Source organism: Dyadobacter psychrotolerans, assembly GCF_004349265.1.
GTDB classification, from domain to species: domain Bacteria; phylum Bacteroidota; class Bacteroidia; order Cytophagales; family Spirosomataceae; genus Dyadobacter; species Dyadobacter psychrotolerans.
In genome coordinates this window covers 818818-845288 of sequence record NZ_SMFL01000003.1, presented here as the reverse complement: position 1 = coordinate 845288, position 26471 = coordinate 818818, and the positions used below count along the sequence as shown (strand labels likewise).

The 26471-nt window shown below is 41.8% G+C and carries 21 protein-coding genes; 9 read left to right on the top strand and 12 right to left on the bottom strand.

The genetic code is table 11. The features are described from left to right. Positions 1-56: 56 nt before the first annotated feature. From E0F88_RS11360 to E0F88_RS11350, 3 genes are all read right to left on the bottom strand, one after another. A complete protein-coding gene (locus tag E0F88_RS11360; protein ID WP_131958344.1) occupies positions 57-473 on the bottom strand; it encodes a hypothetical protein in 417 nt (138 codons plus the stop codon). A gap of 173 nt (positions 474-646) precedes the next feature. Next, a complete protein-coding gene (locus tag E0F88_RS11355) occupies positions 647-2461 on the bottom strand; it encodes an ABC transporter ATP-binding protein (RefSeq protein ID WP_131958343.1) in 1815 nt (604 codons plus the stop codon). After that, a complete protein-coding gene (locus tag E0F88_RS11350; protein WP_131958342.1) occupies positions 2458-4197 on the bottom strand; it encodes an ABC transporter ATP-binding protein in 1740 nt (579 codons plus the stop codon). The genes E0F88_RS11355 and E0F88_RS11350 overlap by 4 nt, the downstream gene beginning before the upstream one ends. Positions 4198-4393: 196 nt before the next feature. Here E0F88_RS11350 and E0F88_RS11345 point away from each other — a divergent pair, with 196 nt between their 5' ends. The 5 genes from E0F88_RS11345 (at position 4394) to E0F88_RS11325 (ending at position 9293) form a co-directional block, all read left to right on the top strand. Then, positions 4394-5092, top strand: coding sequence for a response regulator transcription factor (locus E0F88_RS11345; RefSeq protein WP_131958341.1), 699 nt, complete (start codon positions 4394-4396; stop codon positions 5090-5092). Next, positions 5076-6443 carry a sensor histidine kinase gene (locus tag E0F88_RS11340; protein WP_131958340.1) on the top strand — a complete coding sequence of 456 codons (1368 nt, stop codon included), beginning with the start codon at positions 5076-5078 and terminating at the stop codon, positions 6441-6443. The genes E0F88_RS11345 and E0F88_RS11340 overlap by 17 nt, the downstream gene beginning before the upstream one ends. Positions 6444-6592: 149 nt before the next feature. Next, a complete protein-coding gene (locus tag E0F88_RS11335; RefSeq protein WP_131958339.1) occupies positions 6593-7054 on the top strand; it encodes a hypothetical protein in 462 nt (153 codons plus the stop codon). Between the two features lie 38 nt (positions 7055-7092). Further along, a complete protein-coding gene (locus E0F88_RS11330) occupies positions 7093-8004 on the top strand; it encodes a bestrophin family protein (RefSeq protein ID WP_131958338.1) in 912 nt (303 codons plus the stop codon). 248 nt (positions 8005-8252) lie between these two features. Next, on the top strand, positions 8253-9293 hold the full coding sequence (locus E0F88_RS11325) for a GNAT family N-acetyltransferase (RefSeq protein ID WP_131958337.1): 1041 nt from the start codon (positions 8253-8255) through the stop codon (positions 9291-9293). A 63-nt stretch (positions 9294-9356) separates the two neighbouring features. On the opposite strand, the gene E0F88_RS11320 is transcribed toward E0F88_RS11325, so the two are convergent. From E0F88_RS11320 to E0F88_RS11295, 6 genes are all read right to left on the bottom strand, one after another. Beyond that, complete coding sequence (locus tag E0F88_RS11320) at positions 9357-9941, bottom strand: HmuY family protein (protein WP_229213732.1); 585 nt, start codon at positions 9939-9941, stop codon at positions 9357-9359. Positions 9942-10021: 80 nt separating this feature from the next. Then, a complete protein-coding gene (locus E0F88_RS11315) occupies positions 10022-11401 on the bottom strand; it encodes an HmuY family protein (RefSeq protein ID WP_131958336.1) in 1380 nt (459 codons plus the stop codon). Positions 11402-11427: 26 nt separating this feature from the next. Beyond that, positions 11428-13686, bottom strand: a complete 2259-nt coding sequence (locus E0F88_RS11310; RefSeq protein ID WP_131958335.1) for a TonB-dependent receptor — start codon at positions 13684-13686, stop codon at positions 11428-11430. Positions 13687-13861: 175 nt separating this feature from the next. Further along, complete coding sequence (locus E0F88_RS11305) at positions 13862-14398, bottom strand: YceI family protein (protein ID WP_131958334.1); 537 nt, start codon at positions 14396-14398, stop codon at positions 13862-13864. Between the two features lie 15 nt (positions 14399-14413). Beyond that, entirely contained in the window at positions 14414-14752 is a 339-nt protein-coding gene (locus E0F88_RS11300; RefSeq protein WP_131958333.1) for an avidin-fold protein, read from the bottom strand. A 35-nt stretch (positions 14753-14787) separates the two neighbouring features. After that, positions 14788-15348 carry a DUF1003 domain-containing protein gene (locus tag E0F88_RS11295; protein ID WP_131958332.1) on the bottom strand — a complete coding sequence of 187 codons (561 nt, stop codon included), beginning with the start codon at positions 15346-15348 and terminating at the stop codon, positions 14788-14790. 399 nt (positions 15349-15747) lie between these two features. Here E0F88_RS11295 and E0F88_RS11290 point away from each other — a divergent pair, with 399 nt between their 5' ends. Together E0F88_RS11290 and uvrB are read left to right on the top strand one after the other, a co-directional pair. Then, entirely contained in the window at positions 15748-16602 is an 855-nt protein-coding gene (locus E0F88_RS11290) for a cupin-like domain-containing protein (protein ID WP_131958331.1), read from the top strand. 162 nt (positions 16603-16764) lie between these two features. Then, positions 16765-18783: an excinuclease ABC subunit UvrB gene (gene uvrB / locus E0F88_RS11285; RefSeq protein ID WP_131958330.1), complete on the top strand. Its 2019-nt coding sequence runs from the start codon at positions 16765-16767 to the stop codon at positions 18781-18783. Between the two features lie 80 nt (positions 18784-18863). On the opposite strand, the gene E0F88_RS33675 is transcribed toward uvrB, so the two are convergent. From E0F88_RS33675 to ileS, 3 genes are all read right to left on the bottom strand, one after another. After that, complete coding sequence (locus E0F88_RS33675; protein WP_165940038.1) at positions 18864-19025, bottom strand: hypothetical protein; 162 nt, start codon at positions 19023-19025, stop codon at positions 18864-18866. Positions 19026-19567: 542 nt separating this feature from the next. Next, a complete protein-coding gene (locus E0F88_RS11280; protein ID WP_131958329.1) occupies positions 19568-20347 on the bottom strand; it encodes a 3-hydroxyacyl-CoA dehydrogenase in 780 nt (259 codons plus the stop codon). 126 nt (positions 20348-20473) lie between these two features. Continuing rightward, on the bottom strand, positions 20474-23914 hold the full coding sequence (ileS, locus tag E0F88_RS11275) for an isoleucine--tRNA ligase (RefSeq protein ID WP_131958328.1): 3441 nt from the start codon (positions 23912-23914) through the stop codon (positions 20474-20476). 355 nt (positions 23915-24269) lie between these two features. Here ileS and E0F88_RS11270 point away from each other — a divergent pair, with 355 nt between their 5' ends. Together E0F88_RS11270 and can are read left to right on the top strand one after the other, a co-directional pair. Beyond that, positions 24270-25841: a SulP family inorganic anion transporter gene (locus E0F88_RS11270; protein WP_131958327.1), complete on the top strand. Its 1572-nt coding sequence runs from the start codon at positions 24270-24272 to the stop codon at positions 25839-25841. Beyond that, a complete protein-coding gene (can, locus tag E0F88_RS11265) occupies positions 25828-26460 on the top strand; it encodes a carbonate dehydratase (RefSeq protein WP_131958326.1) in 633 nt (210 codons plus the stop codon). The genes E0F88_RS11270 and can overlap by 14 nt, the downstream gene beginning before the upstream one ends. Positions 26461-26471 lie beyond the last annotated feature (11 nt).

Below are 26471 nucleotides of genomic sequence, written 5' to 3'. Positions count from 1 at the left end.
CAACCGCGCGACTGCAGATTGTAAATCAGAATTTAGAAAATAAGGTTAGAAGAAGCCTAGAAAGGGCAGAGAAGATGGAGAAAGCTGTAATAATCAGGTAAGATTGTTACGCTTTTGTATAAGGAAAAAGGCTTTACAAAACGGGAAAATATCTTAAATCCCGGAACAAAATCAAGAAATGCAGATGGAACAACTTCGAAGGAAGAAAACCGGTATGTTGAATGTCTGTGCCGAAGCAGGTTTGTGAGATTTTCTTTCCACTCAGCTTCATCAGCTCGAATGACGGGTTCATTTTCACAAATATCTTCGCAGATTTCATTTTCTAATAGTATGTCCGAAGGCGAGCTTACGTGCGGAGAAAAGTCACTCTGTATTATTTCTGCCTTATAACAAGCCTGCGACTGTCCGGTAAGCAGCGTAAAGGCCAGTGTTTGAACGAGGCAAAAAAACAATACAAAAGTTCTTTTTGTCATGATGCTGATTGGGATCAGTACATTGAAAAATTCATACTTTTATAATGAATTCAAGATTGATTGGAATTATGGGGACGGAATCTTGATATAGTATGTGTAACTCTCAAATATAATAATTCAAATGTAGAAACCAAATTTTGAGGATTGTTAACGGATGTTAACGAAGGTTACATTTAGGGAAATTGCCCGGTACACAACTGATAATACTTCCCCTTTTTAAGTATCAAATCCTGATGATTACCGCGTTCAATAATGCGGCCCTGTTCCAGAACGATGATTTCGTCGGCGTTACGGACCGTCGATAAACGATGGGCAATCACAAAAGTAGTACGGCCTTTCATGAGTGTGTCCATTCCCTGTTCAATATGTTTCTCTGTCCTGGTGTCGATCGAACTTGTCGCTTCATCCAGGATCAAAATCGGAGCATCCGCAACGGCTGCTCTGGCAATATTCAGCAACTGTCTTTGTCCCTGGCTCAGATTACTTCCGTCGCCTTCCAGCACCGTCTGATACCCCTGAGGCATTCTTGAAATAAACGAATGTGCATTGGCAAGTTCAGCTGCTTTAACTACTTCTTCATCTGTTGCATTCAACCTGCCGTAACGAATATTTTCCATCACCGTCCCTGAAAAAAGGTGCGTATCCTGCAAAACCATAGAAATCGATTTACGCAGACTTTCTCTGGATACCTTCCGGATGTCGATACCGTCAATCGATATTTTGCCGGATTGGATATCGTAAAATCTCGGAAGCAAATTTATGATCGTCGTTTTACCTGCGCCGGTTGAACCCACAAAGGCAATTTTTTGATCCGGTCTGGCACAAAGACTGATGTCATGCAGGATCATTTTATCGTCATTATAGCCAAAGGTTACGTTTTCTAGCTTTATTTCTCCTTCAACATTTTTTAGCTCAACAGCATTTTCTACATCCGGCGCTTCGGGCTCGCGGTTCATCATTTCAAATACACGTTCCGCTCCGGCCAGCGCCGCCTGAAGACTATTTATCTGGCTTGATAGTTCGTTGATCGGTCTTCCAAACTGTCTTGAATATTGAAGAAAGGAAGCCAGACCTCCGATGTCAAGCCCACGGGTTACCGCCAGTAAACCACCTATTGTAGCTGTTAAAGCGTAATTTATTGTACTCATGTTAATCATAATCGGCATCATCATGCCGGAGTACATCTGGGCTTTGGTCGCTTTTTCTCTCAGGTCTTCATTTAGTTTTTCGAAATCATTTTCAGCTTTCTGTTCATGGCCAAAAACTTTAACGACTTTCACGCCAGTGATCATTTCTTCAATGTATCCATTAGTTGCACCAACGGCTTTTTGCTGTTCGATAAAATAATTTTTACTTCTTTTAATAACCTGCGAAGCGAGCCACAACATCAGCGGAACCATAACCAGCGTTACCAGTGTCAAAAGCGGGCTGATGTATGACATGAGCAGAAATGTACCAGTCAGGGTAATGATGCTCGTGAATATTTGAGTGATGCTGTTGTTTAAAGATTCACTGATCAGATCCACATCATTGGTGAAACGGCTCATGAGTTCTCCGTGGCTGTTGGAATCAAAGAAGGGCAGAGGCAAAGCCTGGAGTTTACCAAACAGATCATTACGGATCTGGTTTACTGTTTTCTGAGAAATAATGATCATAAACCTGCTCTGCAAATAAGCGGCGGTAGCTCCGGCGCAGTAAATCACAAGCATAAAACCCAAAATATTCAGTAACCCGTCATAATTTTTTGGAATAATATAATCGTTAATAACCGGTCGCAGCAGGTAAGAACCAGTTAGCGATGCCCCGGTATTGATCAGAATAAGCCCAACGACAATGATTAGCTGAAGTCTGTTTTTTTGCAGATAGCCCCAGAGCCTGCGAATGGTCAAACTCGTATTTTTTGGCTTTTCGGCAGAAAACCTTCTGGTGGCACCGCCGCCCGGCATTCCTCCGGGAGCCGGAGTGGATGTTGTTTTTCTTTCGCTCATGATGCCATTACTTCGTTTTGCTGCTGCGACTGATAAATTTCCTGATAAACCGCGTTGTCTTTCAAAAGCTCATTATGGGTTCCCACACCGATAATCCGACCATCATCGATGATGATGATCCGGTCAACGGTTTCAATAGAACTGATACGCTGGGCAATGATGAATGTCGTTGTCTGGCTGTGATTTTGCTGTAACGCTTCACGGATTTTTGCTTCCGTTGCCGTATCTACCGCACTTGTACTGTCATCGAGAATCAATATTGTGGGCTTCTTGATTAACGCTCTTGCTATACACAGGCGCTGCTGCTGCCCTCCCGATAAATTCACGCCGCCCTGTCCGAGTATTGTTTCATATTGCAGCGGAAAGGACATGACGAAATCGTGAGCCTGGGCATCTTTTGCTGCTGCAATAATGGCTTCATCGGATGCTTCGGGATCACCCCATTTAAGATTACTTTTTATCGTACCGGAAAACAAAACGTTTTTCTGAAGAACCGTAGCCGTAGCTTCCCTTAAGTGATGCAAAGTGTAATTTCTGACGTCCTGATCATCAATCAAGACCTGTCCTTCGGTCGCATCATATAACCTGGGTATAAGCTGGACCAGGCTGGTTTTGGCCGATCCCGTTGCACCAATGATCGCGATCAGTTCTCCGGGAGAAGCAGTAAAACTTATATCTTTTAATACAAATGTTTCACTGTCAGGATTGTATTTAAAACAAACATCCCGGAATTCGACTTTGCCCTTGGTTACCCGAGAGTTTTTGTCTGCTGTAGCCGCATTATCTTTTATATCGATTTTGGTTTCCAACACTTCCATAATCCGTTTCGAAGAAGCCGTTGCTCTTGAAAACATCATGATGGTCATGGAAAGAAGCATCAGTGCAATCAGTATCTGTGTGATGTAGCTGATAAATGACATCAGCTGGCCAACCTGAATGTCTCGCTGCATGACTTTATTTCCGCCAAACCATACCACTGCTACAATGGAGATGTTCATAATCAGCATCATGACGGGCATAATCAGGACCACGATTGTTGAAGCTTTGACAGACATATCCATCAGGTCTTTATTCGCCACGGCAAATTTTTGCTTTTCAAAATCACTTCGCACAAATGATTTTACAACACGGATATTTGTAAGGTTTTCCTGAATCGCCCCGTTTACCTTGTCGAGCTTTTGCTGCATCTTTGTAAAATAGGGAATTCCTTTTTTTAGGATTAAAAAAATGGCAAGGCTCAGCGCCGGAATAGCTACCGCAATAATGATCGTGAGTTCCCGGTTAATCTGCAAAGCAAAAATGACAGCACAAATCAGCATCAGCGGAGCCCGGATCAATAATCTCAGCGACATCATGGCTACCTGTTGTAACGTATTGACATCGTTGGTGAGCCGGGTAACAAGTGATGCGCTGCTGAAAGTATCAATGTTTGCAAAAGAGAATTCCTGAATTTTACTGAATAATCCTTTACGTAATTCGCTGGCAAAACCAACGGAAGATTTGGACGAAAAATACACATTACCAACACCGCCAACAATTGCCACCAGTGAAAGTCCGATCATGGTAGCACCCATTTTCAATATATAATGAACATCACCGTTTTTAATACCAATGTCCACAATGTCGGACATGAGCATGGGTTGTACGATTTCTCCGAAAACATCAATGATAGCCAGGAGCGGTCCCAGAATCATGGCTGTTCGGTATTTGGCAATAAAGGGGAAATACTTTTTCATTTGCAGACGAATGATTCTGATGCTATCGCAAAATAGACATAATATTTCTGAGCTTTGACAAATATCCTGCCTGCGAAAGCCCGTAGATTCATTTTTAATGTTATTTTAAAACAGGAAATGCTTAACTGAATCTTTTGCTTAAAAAGCAGGTTATTTTCTGTAACCGGTTTGCCCAATAAATACACTAAATTGCCGAATGAAGCTTTTGTTGATTGAAGACGAACCCAGCGTAATATCGCTTATCCAGAGAAGTCTGTCGGCGTCGGGCCACGAAATTACGGTGGCGATGGACGGGCAATCCGGTTTGCAAATGGCCGAACAGCATGATTTTAATCTGATCATCCTCGATCTGATGATACCGGTTGTGAATGGAATGGAAGTTTGCCGGAGAATACGACAGGCAGGTTTATCGACACCCATTTTAATGGTGACTGCCCTGGGTACCACAGAAAATATTGTTTCCGGCCTTGATGCCGGCGCCGATGATTACATGACCAAACCTTTTAAACTTGCCGAACTGGAAGCGCGTATACGGACGCTGACAAGAAGAGGAAAGGAGACGGAAAAGGAAAAGAATACAAACAGTCTGACAATGGCTGATCTTATTTTGGATAAAGATACTAAAACTGTTACCAGAGATTCGCAACCCATTGAGCTGACTGCAACCGAATTCAGATTACTTGAATTTTTGCTTTCCAATCAAAACAGGGTGTTGAACCGGATGGAGATTCTGGAAAATGTCTGGGATATTAATTTTAACCTGGGGACAAATGTTGTTGACGTTTATGTGAATTATTTACGGAAAAAAATTGACAAAAAACATAAGGTAAAACTTATTCACACCGTCTTTGGAATGGGTTATGTAATGCGGCAGACTTATGAAGATCCAAACTAGAATTGCACTCATTTTTACTTTACTGACGGCTGGTATCATTGTGGCTCTCAGTATTTTCATTTACATCTTCGCCAGGGAAAGTACGGAAAAAAGCTTTTTTCACCGCCTGGAAGTCCGCTCGGATATTGTGGGCCACGCGGGTCTTCAGGAAGACAAAACCCAAACCTCTCTTTATTACGATATAAAAGAAAAACATCTCGGAGACCTTCCTTTTGAGCAGCATCACATTATCAAAAGCGGGGAAATTCAGAAGGCAAATTCGCTTCGGGCAGTGCTTCCTATGCCACCGGCCTTTTACGACCAGATTGTGAGAAAGGAACCGGCGAGGTACTTTGCCAATGATACTTCTTATGTAGGCCTGAACATCAACCAGGCGGGTAAAACCGTCATTATTATTTCATCTGCCGTTGACTTATATGGTTTAGAGGAAATGAATAACCTTAAAAATCTGCTTATTCTGGGTTTTTTCATTGCCATGGTTTTTGTTTTTAGCTTTGGTAGGCTTTTTTCCCGACAAATTTTTGAACCGATACGACGGATTATTCGAAACGTAAAAGGAATCAATGCACATAACCTTAACCAGCGCCTTGTTGTAGACGGAACAAAAGATGAGATTGACGCTCTATCGAATACTTTTAACGAGATGCTCGACAGACTGGAAATTACGTTTGAAATGCAAAACAATTTTGTCAGTAATGCTTCACATGAGTTCAGGACCCCCTTGACCGTGATCAGCGGAGAAGCACAGCTGGGCCTTTCCCAACCGGAAATTCCAGATATTGCCAGGCACTCCTTTCAGACTATTTTTCGGGAATCAGAAAAACTGGAACATTTGACAAACAGTATGTTAAGTCTGGCACAAACTGGATTTGATGGTAAAAAGGAACAGTGGGAGCAACTGCGAATTGATGAACTGATTTTATTCGTGAAGGCAAATGTAGACCAGATTATTCCTGCCAATAATGTGGAAATAAATTTTGATGAGTTGCCTGATGATGAGCGAAAGCTGGTGGTCAACGGAAATGAAACACTTCTGAAAGCAGCTTTTACAAACATTGTTTTAAATAGCTGTAAATATTCGGACAACAAACCGGTTTCGATAAAAATTGGCGCGGATTCTTCCCAAGTATTTATAGAAGTTACAGATCATGGAATTGGAATCCCGGACCGAGAAATAGCGCAGATCTTTGTTCCGTTTTTCAGGGCTTCCAACACCGACAGATACAAAGGTTATGGAATCGGCCTTCCTTTAACCAACAATATTATCAAGATGCATCAGGGTAGTATTGTAGTTCGCAGTGAGGTTGGAGTCGGAACCAGTTTCATTACATCCCTCCCTTTCAGATACTGATTCTTATCTCATTTTAATATTCTTATCGCATTCTAATAACTTCCTTATCGTATTATAATCCTTCTTTTAGCTGGTGCTAATAAATCGGCCGTAACATTGTATCATCAATTATTTGATGTAAAAGCATTGTAAATCAAAACGGTAAGATTATGAAAACGATAGTAATTCCTAGTGATTTCAGCATGGAATCGGTACAGGTTGCCGAGACGATTGTAAGAAATGAAACTGCTGATTTAAAAATCATTTTTACACACCTCTTTCACGTCGCCGACGATATTCAGGATCTTCTTTTTTCAAATTACCGCAAAAAAGAATATGAATTTGTATCGGATGAATTCCGCAGGGAAATTAAAATGCTGAAAGATCTTCACCCGCATCTCAAAGCAGTAAGAACTGAGTTTTTCTACGGAAGCAAACTTGCTGCCTTCAAAAATTTCCTTGACTATAACGATGCCGTTGCCATTGCTTACTCTGAAAGTTATGGGGTGCCAAAATTGAGCAAAAGCAGCATTGAAGCAATGCCGGTTGTCAAAAAAGCAGGATTGAAGCTGATTGATACTGATCAGATCAATAAAGCTGCTTTTTCAGATGTAGGGCAGAAACAATTATAAACCCGGTTAAAATTTATTCATCGATAAAAAAATAAATTATGCTGCTCAAAAAGAACATTCCCATTAAATACGTATTTGGGAAAATCAAATATGAAGTTCTCTTCGTAGCGATCTATGGTATATTTATTGAGGTGATGTACCAAAATTTCCATATCACCAATATATCTATTCCTATGACCGTGCCAACCGTATTAGGTACGATCATTTCACTCCTGTTGGCTTTTCGTTCCAATCAGGCATATGACCGCTGGTGGGAAGCCCGTATTATCTGGGGAGCCATTGTCAACGATTCGAGAACACTTGCCCGTCAGGTACTATCGCTGATGGAAGATTCTTACGATTCAGAAAATATACAACCATTCAAACATCGTATGATCAAAAGACAGATCGCCTGGTGTTATGCTTTGGGTAAAGGCTTACGAAAAGATGATCCAATGCCCATGATCCGGAAATTTGTTTCAGCCGATGAAGCAGAATATGTCGAGGAATTTGACAACAAGCACATCGGACTCTTACAGCTGCACGCACGGGATTTGAACAATGCCCTGAAGCAGGGATGGGTCAATTCGTACCAACAGGTAGAAATTGATCAGACAATTACCAGGCTTTGTGATTCGATGGGTAAATGTGAGAGGATCAAAAACACGGTTTTTCCGGCTACTTATAGCTTGTACATTAATGTTGCACTGCACTTCTATATTCTTCTATTGCCATTTGGGTTGGTTCAACTGTTCGGGTTTTTGATGGTTCCGGTATTGGTAGTACTTACTGCCTGTTTCTTCCTGATCGAAAAAATGGCTATTCATCTTCAGGATCCGTTTGAAAACAAACCAACGGATACTCCAATGTTGACTATTTCAAGAAATATTGAAAGAGATCTTAAGCAAATGATGCGTGAAAAGCATGATTTACCAACTGCTGTGGCACCTGCAAGATTTTATATTTTATAAATCAGGAGTTAAGTAGTAAAAGAAGACAGTAGGCAGAAAATCGGATTTGACTTGTTAGCAAGTTTAGGTTACATATTAGATTAAAAAAGCGGGCACATCGTCCGCTTTTTTTTGTGGTGAATTTAATTAGTAATCAGTTAGTTAAACTAATGTAGTGTGGATCTTTTCCTGATTTAAGGGTGATGTGTCCGGATTGTGAAATTTGGATAATTATTTTAACTTTTCCTGAACAACCCGTATATTTCGGAATGAGCGTTTACAAAATAACGACAAAGCGGTTTGGTCTGTTTCGAATGGCCGATGGAGATCAGGAGAGATATTATAGTCTGAGCTGCAACGAAAACGTAATGAAATTCGTGACAGGTTATGCACTTTCACGGGACGAATCCGATGAAATGTTTCAGGGATACTTGCTGGAAAATGATATTGATGAGCACCTGGGAAGATATTTTATCGAAGACCGGTTAAATAATGAACTGATCGGGGCGGCCAAACTGGATAGTATCGGAGAAGAAATAGAAATCGGTTACCGTATTCAGGAAGTGCACTGGGGAAAAGGGATTGCCACCGAAATTGCTGCCGGACTTATCCGTTTTGCCGAAAAGACAATCGGTGCAAAAAAGGTGATTGCTTTTGTAAATGTTAACAACGGCGCTTCCATAAGGGTATTAGAAAAAGCAGGGATGGCCAATGTGGAAACGATTGAAGATCTTGATGAAGTCAAGTATAAATTCAGTTATTCACACCAAACCAATCCTATTATGAAAAAGCTGCTCTACATTATTCTGGGATTAATTGTTCTTGTGCTCGTTGCTGGGCTGATTATGCCAAAAAATTATGCTGTTGAACGTGAGATCGTGATTAATAAACCGAAAGCCGAAGTTTTCGAATATTTAAAATCATTAAAAAACCAGGATAACTGGAGTGTCTGGATGAAGATGGATCCAAACATAAAAAAGGAATATAAAGGAACGGACGGAACAGTCGGGTTCGTTTCCATGTGGGAAGGAAACGATGATGTGGGCAAAGGTGAGCAGGAAATTACCGGAATTTCGGAAGGAGAGCGAATCAATACGCAGCTGCGTTTTCTCGAACCTTTTGAATCAACAAGTGATGCCTACATGACCACGGAAAGTGCAGGTGAAAATCAGACAAAAGTAAAGTGGGGTTTTACCGGTGTAATGCCTTATCCAATGAACGCGATGATGCCTATGATGGGGATTGAAAAATCAATTGGGAAGGATTTTTCTGATGGTCTGCAAAATCTTAAAGTTATTCTTGAAAAATAGAAGGAGCAGTTTAGGTTAGACTTTCCAAGTCTTCAAGACTTGGAAAGTCTGTGTATAAATCCGTTAAAATTTACCTTTTTCGTCTGCTACTGAATAGCGGAATGTGAAATAACTGGATTCTTCTGTTGGCACTTCTTCCGGTGCACCTTTGTAGTAGCTGATGATTTCAATTTTGGCATATTTACCTTCGGCCGTTTTTAAAAGTATCGTCCTACCAACGATCGGCAATATGGCGTGAACGCTCATATCGTATTTATACCAGGAATTACCGCTGCCACCAGGTATAGCACTCCCACTTTCGCCATCTGTTTTATAGCCATCTTCTGGTGCCTGTTTGATCATTTCAAAAGGCTGTTCCAAAACCTGAGCACCGCCTCGTCCGGGGCCACTGGTTCCTCCATTAACGGCGATGGTCGTCTTGCTGAATGCGATATCCCACTTGGTAGTTTTAGCTTCGGTTGCTGGTATGTCCTTGCCGGTTGTAAAACTAAAATAGATATAGGGTTTCGTGTTGGCATTTAGATCCTTAACAACGATGATTTCTGATTTACTTTCCATCAAAGAGGCATATTTATTTTTTGCCGAAACATCCGCTGCTGCGTTTAAATCGGTTAAAAGTAGTAAAGAACTTACAAGTATGTTCATCATAATCTGGTTTTGTTTTTATACAACCAGAGAGAAGACAGTAAACTGCTTCTCTCTGGTTGATCAGTTATAATTTTTGCCGGTTAAGCAGCTTTTTTAACCAGTTTGTATTCCAGTTTTGGTTTGCCTCTTTCGCCGCTGTCACTTGCGTGGAAGCTTATGAACCTAAGTTTGTAAACGTTTCCCGACGAATCTTTAATCAGATAAAAACGATCTGTTTTCACACCTACTGTTCCGGTAGTTGCTCTCCATTTAGAACCGATTACATCACGGTCAGCACTGAAAGTGATTGTTGCCAGATTGCTTTCAGCAAATGCGTCATAAGTTGAAGTCGATGTAAGAACTTCTGCCGCTGTTACACCTGCATATTTGTTCAAAAACACGAGATCTGAAAACGCATACGGTGTTGTTCCTGTGAAGTAAATGCTATATCCCCAAACGATATCCCAGCGCCCTTTTGCCGGTTCCACACTTACAGCAGTACCTTTTACCAAAGAAGCGAACTGGAAGTTGAAGGATGCATCTTTGGTAACGTCTAATGTTTTGAAAGTTGTTTCGGTCAGTTTCGCATACTGCAAAGTATAACCTGTTCCTTTCCGAAGGACACGAACTTTGTAAAGCTGGTCTGCCGGTAATACGGCTCCGGTTCCGCCAGCACGGTTAATTACATAAACTTTGTTATCAGCATCCGTTGCAGAAACTTCTTTGATAACTGTTTTGGTAAGATCACCGGTTACGTCGTCAAATAAAGCAAACGTTCCTGCTCCCTGTCCCAAACCAAGTTTTGTGATGTCAAGGTCAGCAGCAGTCACCGCGTTGATGTCATTTTTGTTTACTTCAATTGCAGAAGCAACGTTGGTATTGTTGATGATCACACGGAATTCGGCTCCGCTGTTGAAACCAAGATCCCAGCTATCACGTGCAGCTGGAATTTGTGTATTTGCACTCAAATCAAGAAATACACTGTTTCCTGCACTAGCACCGGATTCAGTTCCAACAAGTCCGTTTAACTGTAGTGCAGTTCCGTCGGAAATGATTGCTTTAAAGCTAAGTTTCGTTTCTGTATTTGCTCCGATCAATACAGGAGAAGCTACAGAAGCAATTTTAAACTGGATGCTTTCATCTCCGTCAAGAAGAACACCTGTTTTTTTAAGTATTTTAAACGAAACACCTGTTGCTCCTGCTGGAACAGTCAGTGCCAGTGCATTATTTGTTGCTGCTGGTTCTGTGGTAAACTCCGTTCCGTAAGTCAGATTGGTAGGTGTAAGGCTTACAGAAATTGGTGTTGCAGCTTCTGCTGCGCGGCTTAATACAACTTTCACTTCAACCTGCTCCCCTTCAAAACCCTGTGCGGTTGATTCAAATGCAGCAAGATTGTCAGGCAATGGCGGCTCGTCGTCTTTACAGGCGCTGAATATTCCCAAAAATGCAAAGACGAGTAGAGGCTTGATTAACTTGTTCATAATTGTTTGTTTAAAATAGGTATTGACTAGTTTTTAGACCAATGGATGTTCAGACCGAGGAAATAGGAGCGGCCACTAAAGCCGGGTCCGGTTGCGTCGTGCCCTTCACCCACGGTGGTGCTGCGTATGGAGGTTGTGTTGAAAAGATTTTTAGAACCTGCAATGATGTTAAGATACTTGCCGAAATTTTTTGTAATCGTAAGATCAGCAATATGATAGCTGTTTATCTGTGTCAGCGTCGCGGAAACCGGGTCGGTACCGGTTAACAGATAAGCAGGTTTTTTGCCGGTAAACTTGTAAAAGAAATTGATGCTGGTACCGATTTTCGGAAATGAGTAAACCAGATTGGTATTCACTTCCGGAGACCATACGAATTCGGGAAGATCTGTTAATCCTTCTTCATCTTCCAGGATTACATTGTAAGTGCCAACGTAGTTTCCACCCACGGTTGCCTGCAGATTTTTCCAGTGAAGCTTGTTTTCAAGACTAAATCCAGTCGTTTTAAACAAACTGATATTGAGATAAGTCGTTTGTGTCAGATCATTTGGATCGAGTGCTGTATCTATACGATCATGAAAAATATTGTAAAAAGCCCCCAAAGTAGATGTAAAGCGTGTTTTTGAATGTTCCGGTGAATTCCAGACCAAGAATGAATTAAAGCTGTCGGAGTATTCTGCTTTCAGGTTAACGTTTCCGTTGATGGAGTGAGAAGCGTCATGAAAATCGAAATACAATTCCCGCAATGCGGGAGAACGAAAACCTCTTGCGTAACCCATTCGTAAATCGAAGGCTTTGCTCAAGCTGATTTTTGCATTAAGCGCTGGGATAACCGGAGGGGCGTCATAAACAGAATTTTTTAGGAAACGCAAGCCTGGGCTAAGCTTAATGGCCGGTGTGATTTTCAGTTCCGAAGAAACAAAAAATGCATATTCATTGATGGTAGGCGAGCCTTTGATCCGCTGTCCGCTGCTGTTATTGTTGTTAATTTCAATCCCCGGAAGAAGGAACACATTTGGTGAAACCTTGTATTTTGCAATTCCTCTGAAAAAGGTAGTTGTAAAAATTGATTTATCCTGTGCTGCTGCATCCAATGCCAGCGTGCGTCTTCCGGTATTCAGGTCAATATTGGTACTTAAAGTTCTTCTGCTGTAATCCGTAAAGGATAAAGCTCCCGAAAAGTCCAGTTTTTCGTTGAGCCTGTACTCACCCTGAGCCTGATGAAACCAGCGTTTTGTGATATAATCCTTGTCTCCTGCCGAATTAGCAGCATTTACATTTCCCAGAAGTTTTATTGTTTCATCCGTTCCGTTAAACTGATACCATGCTTTCCAGTTTTTGCCTGTGTAACCAACTACCGATGTAAAAAGCATCTGATCTTTCGGAAGAAAGGTTTTAGCCCGGCCCGTCAATTCGCCTTGCCAGCCACCGGAGTTGTTTCTGGAAATATTACCTGAAACCCTGAAACCGCTTTTTTGCCATGCTGCACCAAGACTAGCATTATGCGCTCCGTCTTTGGTAAAAGCATTGTATTCCTTGTTAATGGTTTCTTCCTGTATTCTTGCATTGATGCTCAGGTTATCGCCGCCGTCTCCTTTTTTTGTGATGACATTAATTACGCCTGCCAGAGCGTCCGAACCATAAATAACAGACATTGGCCCCTCCACAATCTCAATCCTTTCGATAATATTGATATCAATTTGCCCCAGACTTTCCCTTGTTCCGCCTCTGTCTACCATGGGCACTCCGTCAAGCAATATCTTTACATTCTGACCGGACATACCCATTAGTTGAATATCGGTGGTGCCCAGAATAGGGTCATTTGAAAAACGAATTCCCAATTCTGTATTTAAAACAGACTGAATACTGGTCGCGCCTCTCTGCTGTATACGTTCACTATCTATTGTTCTTACCTGAAATACAGAGTTTCGGAGTGACTGTTTTTCAAATTGTCCGGTAATGACTGCGTCGCCGAGAGAAATGGCAGATTCCATTAGCTGGATATCATCAATGTTGGTAACTTTCCCTGAAATGATTTCCACCTGCTGCGACTTCTCATTCCTGCCAAGGATACTGACGATAAGGGTATAATTTCCTGCCGGTGCTGAAAGAGCATATTTTCCTTCTGAGGTGGAAAGGCTGCCGTACTTTGTATTTTTTAGTGTAACATTCACGCCATCCAATGGGGCGTTATCCTGCGCAAGAATTCTCCCCTTAATTTCTCCATCCTGTGCTGCGACCAGATGCGCTACGGACAAAAGAAGAATCCATGTAAAAAAAAGTTTCATCGGAGGTTGTGTCAATTTAGACCAATTATATTTTGCAAAGGAAATATTATTTAGACCAATTACAAAGTAAAGTCAAAATAAAAATCTCCGCTTCAGGGAAAATCTTTTTCCGAAGCGGAGATGAGTTATGCTTGGGGATGAGTGAAAATACAGGAAGTCTGTAAATCCGATAATTCTATTTGATAATTGCTTTTAAATCGACCTTTACAATATCTTTTAGTTTCCAGTCTTTTTCCCCGATTTTATAATCAAGCCGGTTGATTTCGAAAACACTGGACAGCGCATAGGTTCCGTCTGCTTTCTTTTTCGCCTCAAAAGGAAGTGTTACTGTCTTGGAAACATCACGGATGGTCAGCGTTCCTGTTGTTTTGTAGTTTGCGCCATCTTTTTCTGTTTTGGATGATTTAAAATGAATATCCGGGTACTTGCTGACAAAAAAGTATTTCTCGCTTTTCATGTCTTTGTCGCGGCTGTTGTTGCCTGTTTTGAATGACGCAGCTGAAACAGTGATATTAAAAGATGCAGTTGAGATGTTCTTCTCATCAAAAACAGCCGTTCCCTTTGGCGCATCAAAAGTGCCGTCGCAGGTCCCAAGGACGAATTTTACACTAAAATTGGTTGAGCCTGAAATGATTTTCGAGGTTTGCGCCTGCGATGCTGAAAAGGCAAGCAGCATGATCAAAAACGAGTATATTTTAATAGCCGATGTCATGATTTTATCGTTTAATTATTGTTCAACCAATACCGATTCCCCTTCTGAAAAATCTCCCGCTGTCCATTTCCATTTCTCAAACAAACGTATTTTACCGCTTTCCAATATTTCAGGAGTTGATTTACAAATGCCGGTCATAATTTCTCCGAAAGTATTTATCTGGTGGTAACGCATGTCCAGACAACCGTTTTCATCCACAAGTGCAATCAGCTGTCCGAGCCGGATTCTTCCTCCGGAATAGGAGCAGGTGAGGATATTGCCGTTTTGTTTGTAATGGAATTGCATGCTCAGATCCACCTCTCCGTTTTCTGAATTGGATAGAGGAATGAAAATCTTGTTGTTGTAATCGATCATAAGAATTTTGAAATCAACTGAAAAACACAGCTGGTTTATTGTTTAGCACAAAGTGTTTCAAGTTTGTCATCCAGCTTTTTAAGCATTTCAACCTGCTTCGCCTGAATTTCAAACAGCGTTTTTATCTGTTCTTCCAAAAGCAGATCTACTTTTTGATGAAGGCTTCTTACTTCCAGTTCGGCTTTAAGGTTTACCATGTAGTCGTTTTCCGCATTAATCCTGTCTTTTTCTTCCTGACGGTTCTGGCTCATCATGATAATCGGTGCCTGTAAAGCTGCAACCGAAGACAATACCAGATTCATTAGAATAAAAGGATAAGGATCAAACCGGGAGCTGACAGGCACAAGACAGTTGTATGCAATCCAGATTAAGAGAAGGGTTGAAAAAGCGATAATAAACGTCCAGCTGCCTCCAAATTTAGCAACCTGATCTGAGACTTTTTGGCCGCGCGTCGATTTTTCGGCAGGCGGATGCAGGAGGTTACTTACCAGAACATCTTCCTCTTTAATTGATTGCAGCACGATTTCATGCAGTTTTTTTAACTGCAGGTTTTGTACATTTAGTATGTCTTCGATTTCATTTTTGTCAATGTCCATGGGTTTCTTTTTTCTTACGAAAGTACGAATTAGCTATGCCATTTATTCAACGGAAGCAACATACATAATGAGAGCCACATTTATTTCGGAAGCAATACTATTATTTAAATAGGCGTATCGTTGGCAGGGCAGAAAGTAACACTATTGCAAAATATAAACTCTATCAATTAACAAGGGATTTTTTTATATTAAGTATGAAAATAATATAGTTTCTCAATTCTCTTTAATAAATTTGGACCGGATATCAGAATTAACGGAATTCCAGAACTTATACACTGGTGACAAAGTTTAATGTTCATAGCCCGATGGGTGCCTGTTGTTTTGTAAAAAGGTTCACAGCATGCACTGTAATATAAAGATCCTTTTATTCAGTAGCTTACCACATATTTAGTTTCTGTTATGAAATTAGTGCCCATAGAAAAGCGTAGCGGACTTACCCGTGAAGAATTCATTGAAAACTATTTGAAACCGAGCCGCCCGGTAGTCTTTACGGATTTGATGAAAGATTGGCCGGCAATGCAAAAATGGACTTTTGAATGGCTCAAAGAAAACCATGGACAGATTGATGTTCCATTGGTTGATAATCATGTTCACGATGCCGATAAATATTTCCAGACGGCCAAAACGATGAAATTTGGAGAATACCTTTCCCTGATTGAAAAAGGTCCTACGGATTTGCGGTTGTTTCTTTTTGATATATTCAAAAAAGCGCCTTCACTGGCAGACGATATTACTTTCCCAACTATTATGGACGGGTTTTTGAAGTCGTATAAATTTGTTTTTTTTGGAGGACAGGGTGCAATTACCAACCTGCACTATGATATGGATTGCTCAAATGTATTTTTGACGCAGTTTCATACCAGAAAACAGGTGATTCTTTTTTCTCCTGAGGACAGCGCCAGGTTATATCATCATCCTTTTACGGTGATGAGCAAGGTTGATCCGATTAACCCGGATTACGAAAAATTCCCTGCTTTAAAAGGTCTTGTAGGGCATGAAACCACTTTGCTACATGGCGAAACCATTTTTATTCCTTCGCTTTGGTGGCATTATATCCGTTACATCGATGGTGGTTTTAGTCTTGCCCTGAGAGCAAACAATAATATTTTCACAGCGGTTAGAGGAGGTATGAACATTGTTCGCCACACATTTGTGGATAAAAGTATGACTAAGTTGCTTGGACTTGGCTGGCAGCATTGGAAAGAGAATAAAGCGGTTGAAAAAGCAGAAGCTGTTCTTCACGAGACGGCCTGAGTAGTAAACTTTTTTGGCGATAAAATTTATATAATACCCCGGTTCAGCAGTGCCGGGGTATTTTGTTTTTGGATAAATTGGAATCAGTAACTACCACACACATAAACGAAACTATTCTATCTTTGAAATACGTTATTTCTGGTATGCACTTTATGACTTGTTATGAATTTTGAACTCACTTCTGAATACAAACCAACCGGAGACCAGCCTGAGGCAATCAGGCAGCTTTTAGAGGGAATAGCTGCGGGCGAACCGGCCCAGACTTTGCTCGGGGTAACCGGATCAGGGAAAACTTTCACGGTAGCCAACGTGGTGGCGGAGATCAACAGACCCACGCTTGTCCTGAGTCATAATAAAACACTGGCGGCTCAGCTTTACGGCGAGTTTAAGCAGTTTTTTCCAAATAATGCAGTTGAATATTTTATTAGTTACTACGACTATTATCAGCCGGAAGCTTTCATTTCAAGTACCAATACCTATATTGAAAAGGACCTGATGATCAATCAGGAAATTGATAAATTACGTTTGCATACCGTTTCATCCCTGATGAGCGGCCGGCGAGATGTGCTTGTAGTAGCTTCTGTTTCATGTATTTATGGTGCGGGAAATCCTAATGAGTATAAAAAAAGCATTGTCAGTATAAAACTGGGTGATGTTGTGAGCAGGAATCAATTCCTTTTCAGGCTGGTTGAGATTTTGTACAGCCGGACCGAAGTGGAATTTACCCGCGGGACTTTTCGCGTAAAAGGCGATACGGTGGACATCTTTCCGGGTTATGCGGATTTCGCTTATCGTATTATTTTCTTTGGTGATGAAATTGAAGAAATACAGCGAATAGAACCGGATACTGGGAAAAAAATATCGACTGACAAGGCCGTGGCCATTTTCCCTGCAAATCTCTTTGTTACCGGACGCGATGTTTTGACACAATCGATCAAAGAAATTCAGGATGATCTTGTTCAGCAAATCAAGTATTTTACCAAAGAAGGAAGGCTGGCAGAAGCTGAAAGGGTAAAAGAGCGTACTGAGTTTGACATGGAAATGATGCGTGAACTGGGATACTGTTCCGGTATCGAAAATTATTCCCGGTACTTTGATCGTCGTCTGCCTGGTCAGCGCCCATTTTGTCTGCTCGATTATTTTCCTGAAGACTTTCTGATGGTGGTTGATGAAAGCCACGTTACCATGCCGCAAATTCGTGCGATGTGGGGAGGTGACCGTTCGCGCAAGGAATCGCTGGTCGAATATGGATTTCGTCTGCCATCGGCCATGGATAATCGTCCTCTTACTTTTCAGGAATTTGAGGACATGACTCCGCAGACGATTTTTGTTAGTGCAACGCCATCGGATTATGAATTGAGAAAATCGGAAGGTGTTGTTGTCGAACAAATTATTCGTCCAACCGGATTGCTCGATCCCGAAATTGAGGTACGGCCAAGTCTGAACCAGATTGACGATTTGCTGGATGAAATTACCAAGCGAATCGAAATGGGCGACCGTGTGTTGATCACCACTTTGACTAAACGGATGGCTGAGGAGCTTAGCAAGTATCTGGATCGGGTGGGTATTAAATGCCGGTATATTCACTCAGAAGTAAAAGCTCTGGACCGGGTTGAGATTTTGCGTGAATTAAGATTAGGTGTTTTTGATGTTCTGGTTGGTGTGAACTTACTTCGTGAAGGGCTCGATTTACCGGAAGTTTCCCTGGTTGCGATAATGGATGCAGACAAAGAAGGTTTTCTCCGGGATGTGCGTTCAATGATCCAGACAATTGGACGGGCTGCGCGTAATGACCGCGGTAAGGTGATTATGTATGCGGATGTGATGACGGGATCGATGGAGCAGGCAATTGGAGAGACAAACCGACGCAGAAGTATTCAGCTTGAATACAATAAACTCCATGGAATAACACCAAGAACAATTCTTAAATCCAGGGAAGCAATTATGGAGCAAACCATGGTGGCAGATTCCAAACCCCGCAGGGCCTACGTGGAACCGTCCGAAATACGAATTGCTGCGGATCCTGTTGTTCAGTATATGGGTAAAAATGACTTGAACAAACTCATTGCAGAAACCCAGCGCAAGATGGAATCAGCGGCCAAAGATATGGATTTTCTGGAAGCTGCTCGGCTTAGGGATGAGCTGCTGCAATTAAAGGAAAAGGTAAAGGAAAAGGTTTAGATTTATAAAAGTATTATTTTGTTAAAAGGGCGGTCAGTGATTCTGGTCGCCCTTTTGTTATGCTGTTCAATGATGAATTTTCAATCGTTTTTTTTGTCGTCAGAGGTCTGTTCAATTTTGTTAAAGGTATCATCGATCATCTTTGTCTCCTGATTGAGAACATTAGAAAACCCAAGCATAAATGCCATAATGAATCTTCTCAGCCATTTTGTGGTCTGAGAAATGATGTAATTTGGTTTCATTTCCTGAAAGTTTGAGTATTAAGATTGCCGATATTCCTGATCAAAAAATGACAGTGCAGGCAACAACCAGGTTGTTACGGGACGGCTAAAAAGTAAGGAAACTGGTTTATCAGGAAATGTGGTCTTCCAAAGTATTGGAATGTAAATTACGACTGCGACAATGAACGATTACGTTTTTTTGTACAGAAGATTCTTTACAAATTCGCGATGTTGTTACAAGGAAAGAATCCAGTGTACGCGATAAAAGCAAAATTCTTTGTAACTGAATATGCGCTGATTTTGGTTGAAAAGCCTGGGTGTTAATATTAGAATAGTAGTGAGCTCCTGATGCTATTCTCCTATATACTTTCGGTGAATCAACTGCCTCTAAGCGGGCAGTTTGTCTGCCAAACTGAGAGTCATGGGTTTGATATGAAATACAGGATGATAAAAACGCAAGAAACAACCAGTGTAAAACCGGAAGTTTAAACCTGTATATCTTATCTGTTTGCATTTTTAAATACCGCTATTTATATCAGGACTGCAAGAATTTGATTCAGATATTATCTTGGTCCCATACGGATCGCCCCATCCAGCCTGATAACTTCACCGTTCAGCATTGGGTTTTCAACGATGGATTTAGCAAGCAAAGCATATTCATCCGGCCGGCCTAAACGTGGAGGAAAAGGAACTTGTTGCCCCAAGGAAAGGCGGGCTTCTTCTGGTAATCCCAGCATCAGCGGCGTTTCAAATAAACCAGGTGCGATTGTCATAACCCTTATACCTGATTTGGCAAGATCACGTGCAACAGGTAATGTCATACTCACAATTCCTCCTTTACTCGCCGCGTACGCAACCTGTCCGATCTGCCCGTCATAAGCGGCAACGGAAGCTGTATTGATAATTACGCCCCGTTCACCTTCGGAATTAGGCGCGTTTTTCTCCATGGCAAAAGCGGCGAGGCGAATTACGTTAAAAGTTCCGATCAGATTTATTTTAATCGTTTTTTCAAAAATTTCGAGAGAATGCGGTCCATAGATACCATCGGTTTTTCCAATCGTTTTCCCGACCGGTGCTATACCTGCACAGTTGATCACAATTTGAACAGATCCAAATGTTTCGAGAGCTGAATTAACAGCCAGTTTGACATCAATCTCATCAGAAACATCTGTTTTGAAGAATTTTAATCTTCCTGAAAACTCTGTTTCGAGTGATTTGCCGGAACTTTCATTCAAATCAAGAATTACAATATTAGCTCCTTGAGAAAGGAACAGGCGGGCCGTTGCTTCACCAAGTCCTGATGCACCTCCGGTAATCAGCGCTGTGGCGTTTTGTAGTTGCATGAAGTGTGAGATTTTGTTTGCTAATTTACACAGAGGTTCGCAGAGAAAAAAGAGAGGTTCACAGAGAAAATACTTTAACTCTGTGAACCTCTCTTAAAGATAACTTACCTGTATGTCTCTAAGAAATCAGGCAACTACCTCAATTTTCACTTTCAGTAAAAACTCATCCATCTCAATCTCGCTGGATGTTCCATTTAAGTCACTAACCAGATCAAGATCCAATGCCTGAACTTCCTGACAGATGTAATCCCGGTTGGCAGTAACTGCACTGGCCAGCAATTCATCATTGTTTTGCAGCGTAATTTTGATCTTATCCGTTACTTCAAAACCGCTGTCTTTACGAAGATTCTGAACGCGGTTTACAAAATCACGTGCAATACCTTCCAGACGAAGTTCGTCCGTAACCGTAATATCCAGCGCAACGGTTAAACCGTTTTCACTTGCAACCAGCCAACCCGGTACGTCTTCTGTATAAATTTCAACTTCTTCCAAAAGAATTGCTGCCACGGGTTGAAGATCAGTAATTAAATACTGTCCATCTTTTTCCAGCTGTTTTATTTCGGTATTGTCCCAAAGCTTAATTTTCTCGGCAACGGCCTGCATATCCTTACCAAATTTCCTACCCAGAACCTTGAAGTTTGGTTTGGCTTTTTTGTGGAAAAATCCATCGTTATCATTGATCGCATCTACATCTTTTACATTCACTTCTGATAAAATGATCGATGCAACCTGGCGGATCTGACGGCTCGTTTTTTCAGTCAAAGCCGGAATTAAAACTTTTGAAAGCGGCTGACGAACCTTTAATTTATGTTTTTTCCTGATTGAATGAACCAGCGAACTGATCGACTGGGCCATTTCCATTGCTTCTTCAAGGTCAAGATCAATGGCGTTGTATTCTACAAGTGGCCAGTGTGTTAAATGAACAGAATCGTATTGCAAAAGAGAGCCCGCCTTTTTGGCTTCATCTCTGATCCCGTCGGTAAGGCTCTTATATAACCACTCTCCAAAAAACGGAGCAATAGGTGACATGAGCTGTGAAACAGTTACCAAACAATGCTGTAAGGTTTCATAGGCAGCTTTTTTGTCTTCGGTCAGTCCGGACCCCTGCTCGCTGGACGGATTCCAGAAACGGCGGCGGTTTAACCGGATGTACCAGTTGGAAAGCTGATCCGTAACAAAATCCTGCACCAGACGCCCGGCTTTGGTCGGGTTGTAATCGTCGAACTGCTCGCCGACTTCTTTAATTAATGTATTCAGTTTGGATAAAATCCAGCGGTCAAGTTCAGTTCTTTTTTCAACCGGAACAGATGTTGCCTCATGGAAGTTGTAACCATCCAGGTTCGCATACAAAGCGAAGAAATTATAGGTGTTCACCAATGTTCCGAAAAACTTCCGCTGAACTTCCTGAATGCCGTCGATATTAAATTTCAGGTTGTCCCAGGGTTCGGCATTGGTAATCATGTACCAGCGCGTTGCATCGGGGCCCCATTTACTCAGTGTTTCGAAAGGATCGACTGCATTTCCAAGACGCTTTGACATCTTGTTGCCGTTTTTGTCCAAAACCAATCCTGTTGAAACGACGTTTTTAAACGCAACAGAATCAAATAGCATACCGGCAATGGCATGAAGCGTAAAGAACCATCCACGGGTCTGGTCTACACCTTCTGATATGAAATCTGCCGGGTAACTTTGGTTGAAAATTTCCTGATTCTCAAACGGATAATGCCACTGCGCGTAAGGCATCGCACCTGAATCAAACCAAACGTCGATCAGATCCGGCTCACGGTGCATCACATTTCCTCTTGACGAAACCAACACAATGGTATCCACATAAGGGCGGTGCAGATCGAAATCGCCGTGCTGAAGTTTCAACAGGTATTCCGAATTATGTGCAGCCTGTTCTCTTGTTAAATGCTCAGAGATAATGGCTTCTTCCAAAAGATCCTTCAATTGCTCTATCGAACCGACACAAACCTCTTCACCATGTTCACTTCTCCAGATCGGCAAAGGTGTTCCCCAGTAACGTGAACGCGAAAGGTTCCAGTCAACCAGGTTTTCCAGCCAGTTTCCAAATCTTCCTGTTCCTGTGCTTTCCGGCTTCCAGGTGATTGTTTTATTTAATTCTACTAATCTGTCTTTTACAGCTGTTGTTTTGATAAACCAGCTGTCAAGCGGATAGTAGAGTACCGGTTTGTCCGTACGCCAGCAATGCGGGTAAGGGTGTTCGTATTTTTCGACTTTGAACGCCTTGCCTTCCTCTTTCAGTTTGATCGCAATCAGCACATCGGTTGCACGGAATTCAGGATCATTCTGTTCGGCTGCAGAATAGTATTCAGGTTTTACAAAACGACCTGCATAATCCGTGATTTCTTTTACAAAACGGCCCTGACGATCAACAATCGGTACTTCTTTTCCTGTTTCGTCTTTTACCATGATGGATGGAATGCCATTGGCCTGCGCTACCCGGAAGTCATCCGCACCAAAAGTTGGCGAAGTGTGTACCACACCTGTGCCGTCTTCGGTGGTCACAAAATCACCAATGATCACCCTGAAAGCAGGGGTTGAAGGCTGGATGTACGGCATCAGCTGTTCGTACTCGATTCCTTCCAGGTCCTTTCCTTTAAATTCGGAAATGACGGACCAGGGCAAATGTTTTTTATCACTCGCTGCAAAATCATCAAAATCTCCGTCCAGATATTTTTCTGAGAAATATTTTCCGGTCAGATCTTTCGCAAGTACAACATGTACCGGTTCGTACGTATAAGGGTTAAAGGTTTTTACCAAAACGTAATTTATGTTGGCTCCAACAGTTAGCGCAGTATTTGCAGGCAAAGTCCAGGGAGTGGTTGTCCAGGCTAATATGCGAATGTCCAAACCGTTTAGACTTTCCAAGTCTTTGAAGACTTGGAAAGTCTCCGGTAACTTCACCTTAAACATTGCCACAATGGTCGTGTCCTTTACATCCTTATACGTACCGGGCATGTTTAACTCATGTGAGGAAAGTCCGGTTCCGGCGGCAGGAGAGTAAGGCTGAATCGTATAACCTTTATATAACAAACCTTTGTCGTACAGCTTTTTAAGCAGACTCCACAGACTTTCAATGTATTCACTTTTATAGGTAATATACGGGTCGTCCAAATCAACCCAGTAGCCCATCTTTTCGGTCAGGTCATTCCACTGATCCGTGAATTTCATGACGGTCTGGCGGCACTTTTCGTTATAATCAGCAATCGAAATGGTTTTGCCGATGTCATCTTTGGTGATGCCTAATTCCTTTTCAACCTGCAATTCAACCGGCAGACCGTGTGTATCCCAGCCGCCTTTGCGCTTTACCTGAAAGCCCTGTAAAGTTTTGTAACGGCAGAAGATATCCTTGATTGAGCGAGCCATAACATGGTGAATACCAGGGGTTCCGTTCGCTGATGGCGGACCTTCGAAAAATGTAAAAGAAGGAGCACCTTCCCTTGTATCGACGGACGCTTCAAATATCTTATTGTCTTTCCAGAATTTCAGTACCTCGTCTGCAATTTGCGGATAGCTCAGGTTTTTAAACTCGTTGTATTTCATATAGACTGTCAGCTATCAGCGATGAGCTTTTAGCTTTATAAACAAATTGTTATTTACTCTTGCAAATCAAACCGCAAAATTACGGATTTTTTCTGTGAAAGGGTAAAGGGATCGAAAGGTTAAACCATTAAGGAATTAAGAAAATTAAGGTTTTGAAAAATCGGGATAACTATCATTAAACTTAATGAGCCTTAATTCCTGATTGTCATAAGTATTGAATTGACTTATTTCAATCTCAAAGTACAGCGACATTACCCGTTATTGCGTAATATTGTAGACGCCGGCATTAAAACGAGATTAAAATTACCGCCATTCGTTATCAATGTTAATTCAAAACTGACTACGATTGCCATTCATGAAATTTCCCTCCGTATCGCTGAAGTACCTGCGTGAAGATTTCCTTGCCGGGATTTCTGTTTTCCTGGTTACCATTCCGCTTTGTCTTGGTATCGCACTGGCCTCCGGAGCGCCTTTGTTTGCGGGAGTGATTTCCGGCATTATCGGCGGGTTGGTTGTGGGTTACTGGTCGGGATCTGAAGTAACCGTGAGCGGTCCGGCCGCCGGATTGACAGTCATTGTTTTGCAGGCTATTCAGTCGTTGGGTTATCAGTCTTTTCTTGTTTCTGTTGTTCTGGCTGGTGTTATTCAGTTTATTCTTGGCTGGTTAAAAGCGGGCACATTAAGCAGTTTTTTTCCAAACAGTACCATCCGCGGAATGATGGTTGCCATTGGTTTGGTAATTATTTTAAAACAATTTCCTCACGCATTAGGCTGGGATGTGGACTACGAGGGAGAATTTGAATTCAGCCAGCAGTCTGACGGCGAGAATACTTTCACTGAAATATTTTCAGCGCTTACCCATGTCAATTCCGGAGCGTTTATCATAAGTTCGGCTTGTATTCTGTTCCTTGTTTTTTGGGACAAACTGGCAGTAGGTAAACAGACTTTCTTCAAACTTTTCCCATCATCCCTTGCCGTTATTTTTGTTGGAGTGGGGTTGAATGAGTTGTTCCGTATTCTGCACCCCGACTGGTATCTGGGCACTTCCCCGCAGCACATGGTTTCCTTTCCGTCTTTTAGAAGCTGGGATGTGATCATGAACTCGTTTGTATTTCCTGATTTTGCCGCACTTACATCTTCGGGCGTCTATGTTGCCGCATTGACGATTGCGCTCGTTGCCAGTTTAGAATCGTTGATAACCCTGGAAGCAGCTGACCGTGTTGACCATGACCGCAGGTATTCCTCTCCCAATCAGGAACTGAGAGCACAGGGGATCAGCAACATTTTGTGCGGATTGGTTGGCGCTCTTCCAATTACAGCGGTTGTTATCCGAAGTTCGACAAACGTTTTTTCAGGAGCAAGAACAAGGCTCGCCACCATGTTTCATGGTTTATTTCTGCTGATCAGTTTAATCACAGCAGGTTCTCTGTTACAGCGCATTCCGCTCGCCTGTCTTGCTGCATTGTTGATAGTAGTTGGTTTTAAACTGGTTGATTTCAAGGTATTTAAAAAAATATACAAGGAAGGAAAGGATCAGTTTATACCTTTTATTATCACCATTGTAACGATCATTTTTACCGACCTTCTCATTGGAATTTTGGTTGGTTTAGCCGTTGGAGTTAATTATGTTTTGTATTTCAATTTCCATTCAGCCATCAAGGCGGTTCGTGACGGGAAAAACGTGTTGGTTGTTTTCAGCAAGGATGTCTCTTTTCTAAATAAATCTAATTTAAAGAAGATCCTAATTGATATAAAGGAAGGAGACTCAGTGCTGTTTGACGGAGCGAGAGCCCAATTTATTGACCAGGATATCTTTACCACACTTCAGGAATTTAAGGCGGATGCAGATACAAGAAATATAGAAGTTGAATTCAGATATATTGTTCAAAGGAATATTTCAAGAAAAAAGAAGGATGGAATTGTATAAAAGACTTTTGTTGGCAAATAAAGCCTGGGCAGCGGAAAGACTGGAATTGGACGAAGATTACTTCAACAGGTTAGCAGCAAGTCAAAAACCGGATTTTCTCTGGATCGGATGCTCGGATAGCCGTGTTCCTGCAGATGAATTAACCGGTACACATCCGGGAGAAATGTTCGTACATCGAAACGTAGCCAACCTGGTTGTACACACGGATATTAATATGCTGAGCGTACTCCAATATGCAGTTGAAGTTTTGAAAGTAAAGCATATTCTGGTTGTAGGCCACTACGGTTGCGGCGGAGTAAAGGCTTCTATGGGAAACCAGGACCTGGGCTTGATAAATAAATGGCTTCGCAACATCAAAGACGTTTATGATAAACATTCGTTGGAACTTGATGCAATTCAGCATGAAAAACCGCGCTTCGACCGTCTGGTTGAATTAAATATCATTGAACAGGTCAAAAATCTTTCAAAAACTACCATCGTGCAAAAAGCCTGGCACAACGGAGAGCAGGTTCATTTGCATGGCTGGGTTTTCGGATTGCATGACGGGATCATCAAACCAATTATCGAAATGCCGCCTGGCACGAAGGTAGAAGGTGTTTACCAGTATGATTTTGAATGAAATAAACTGAC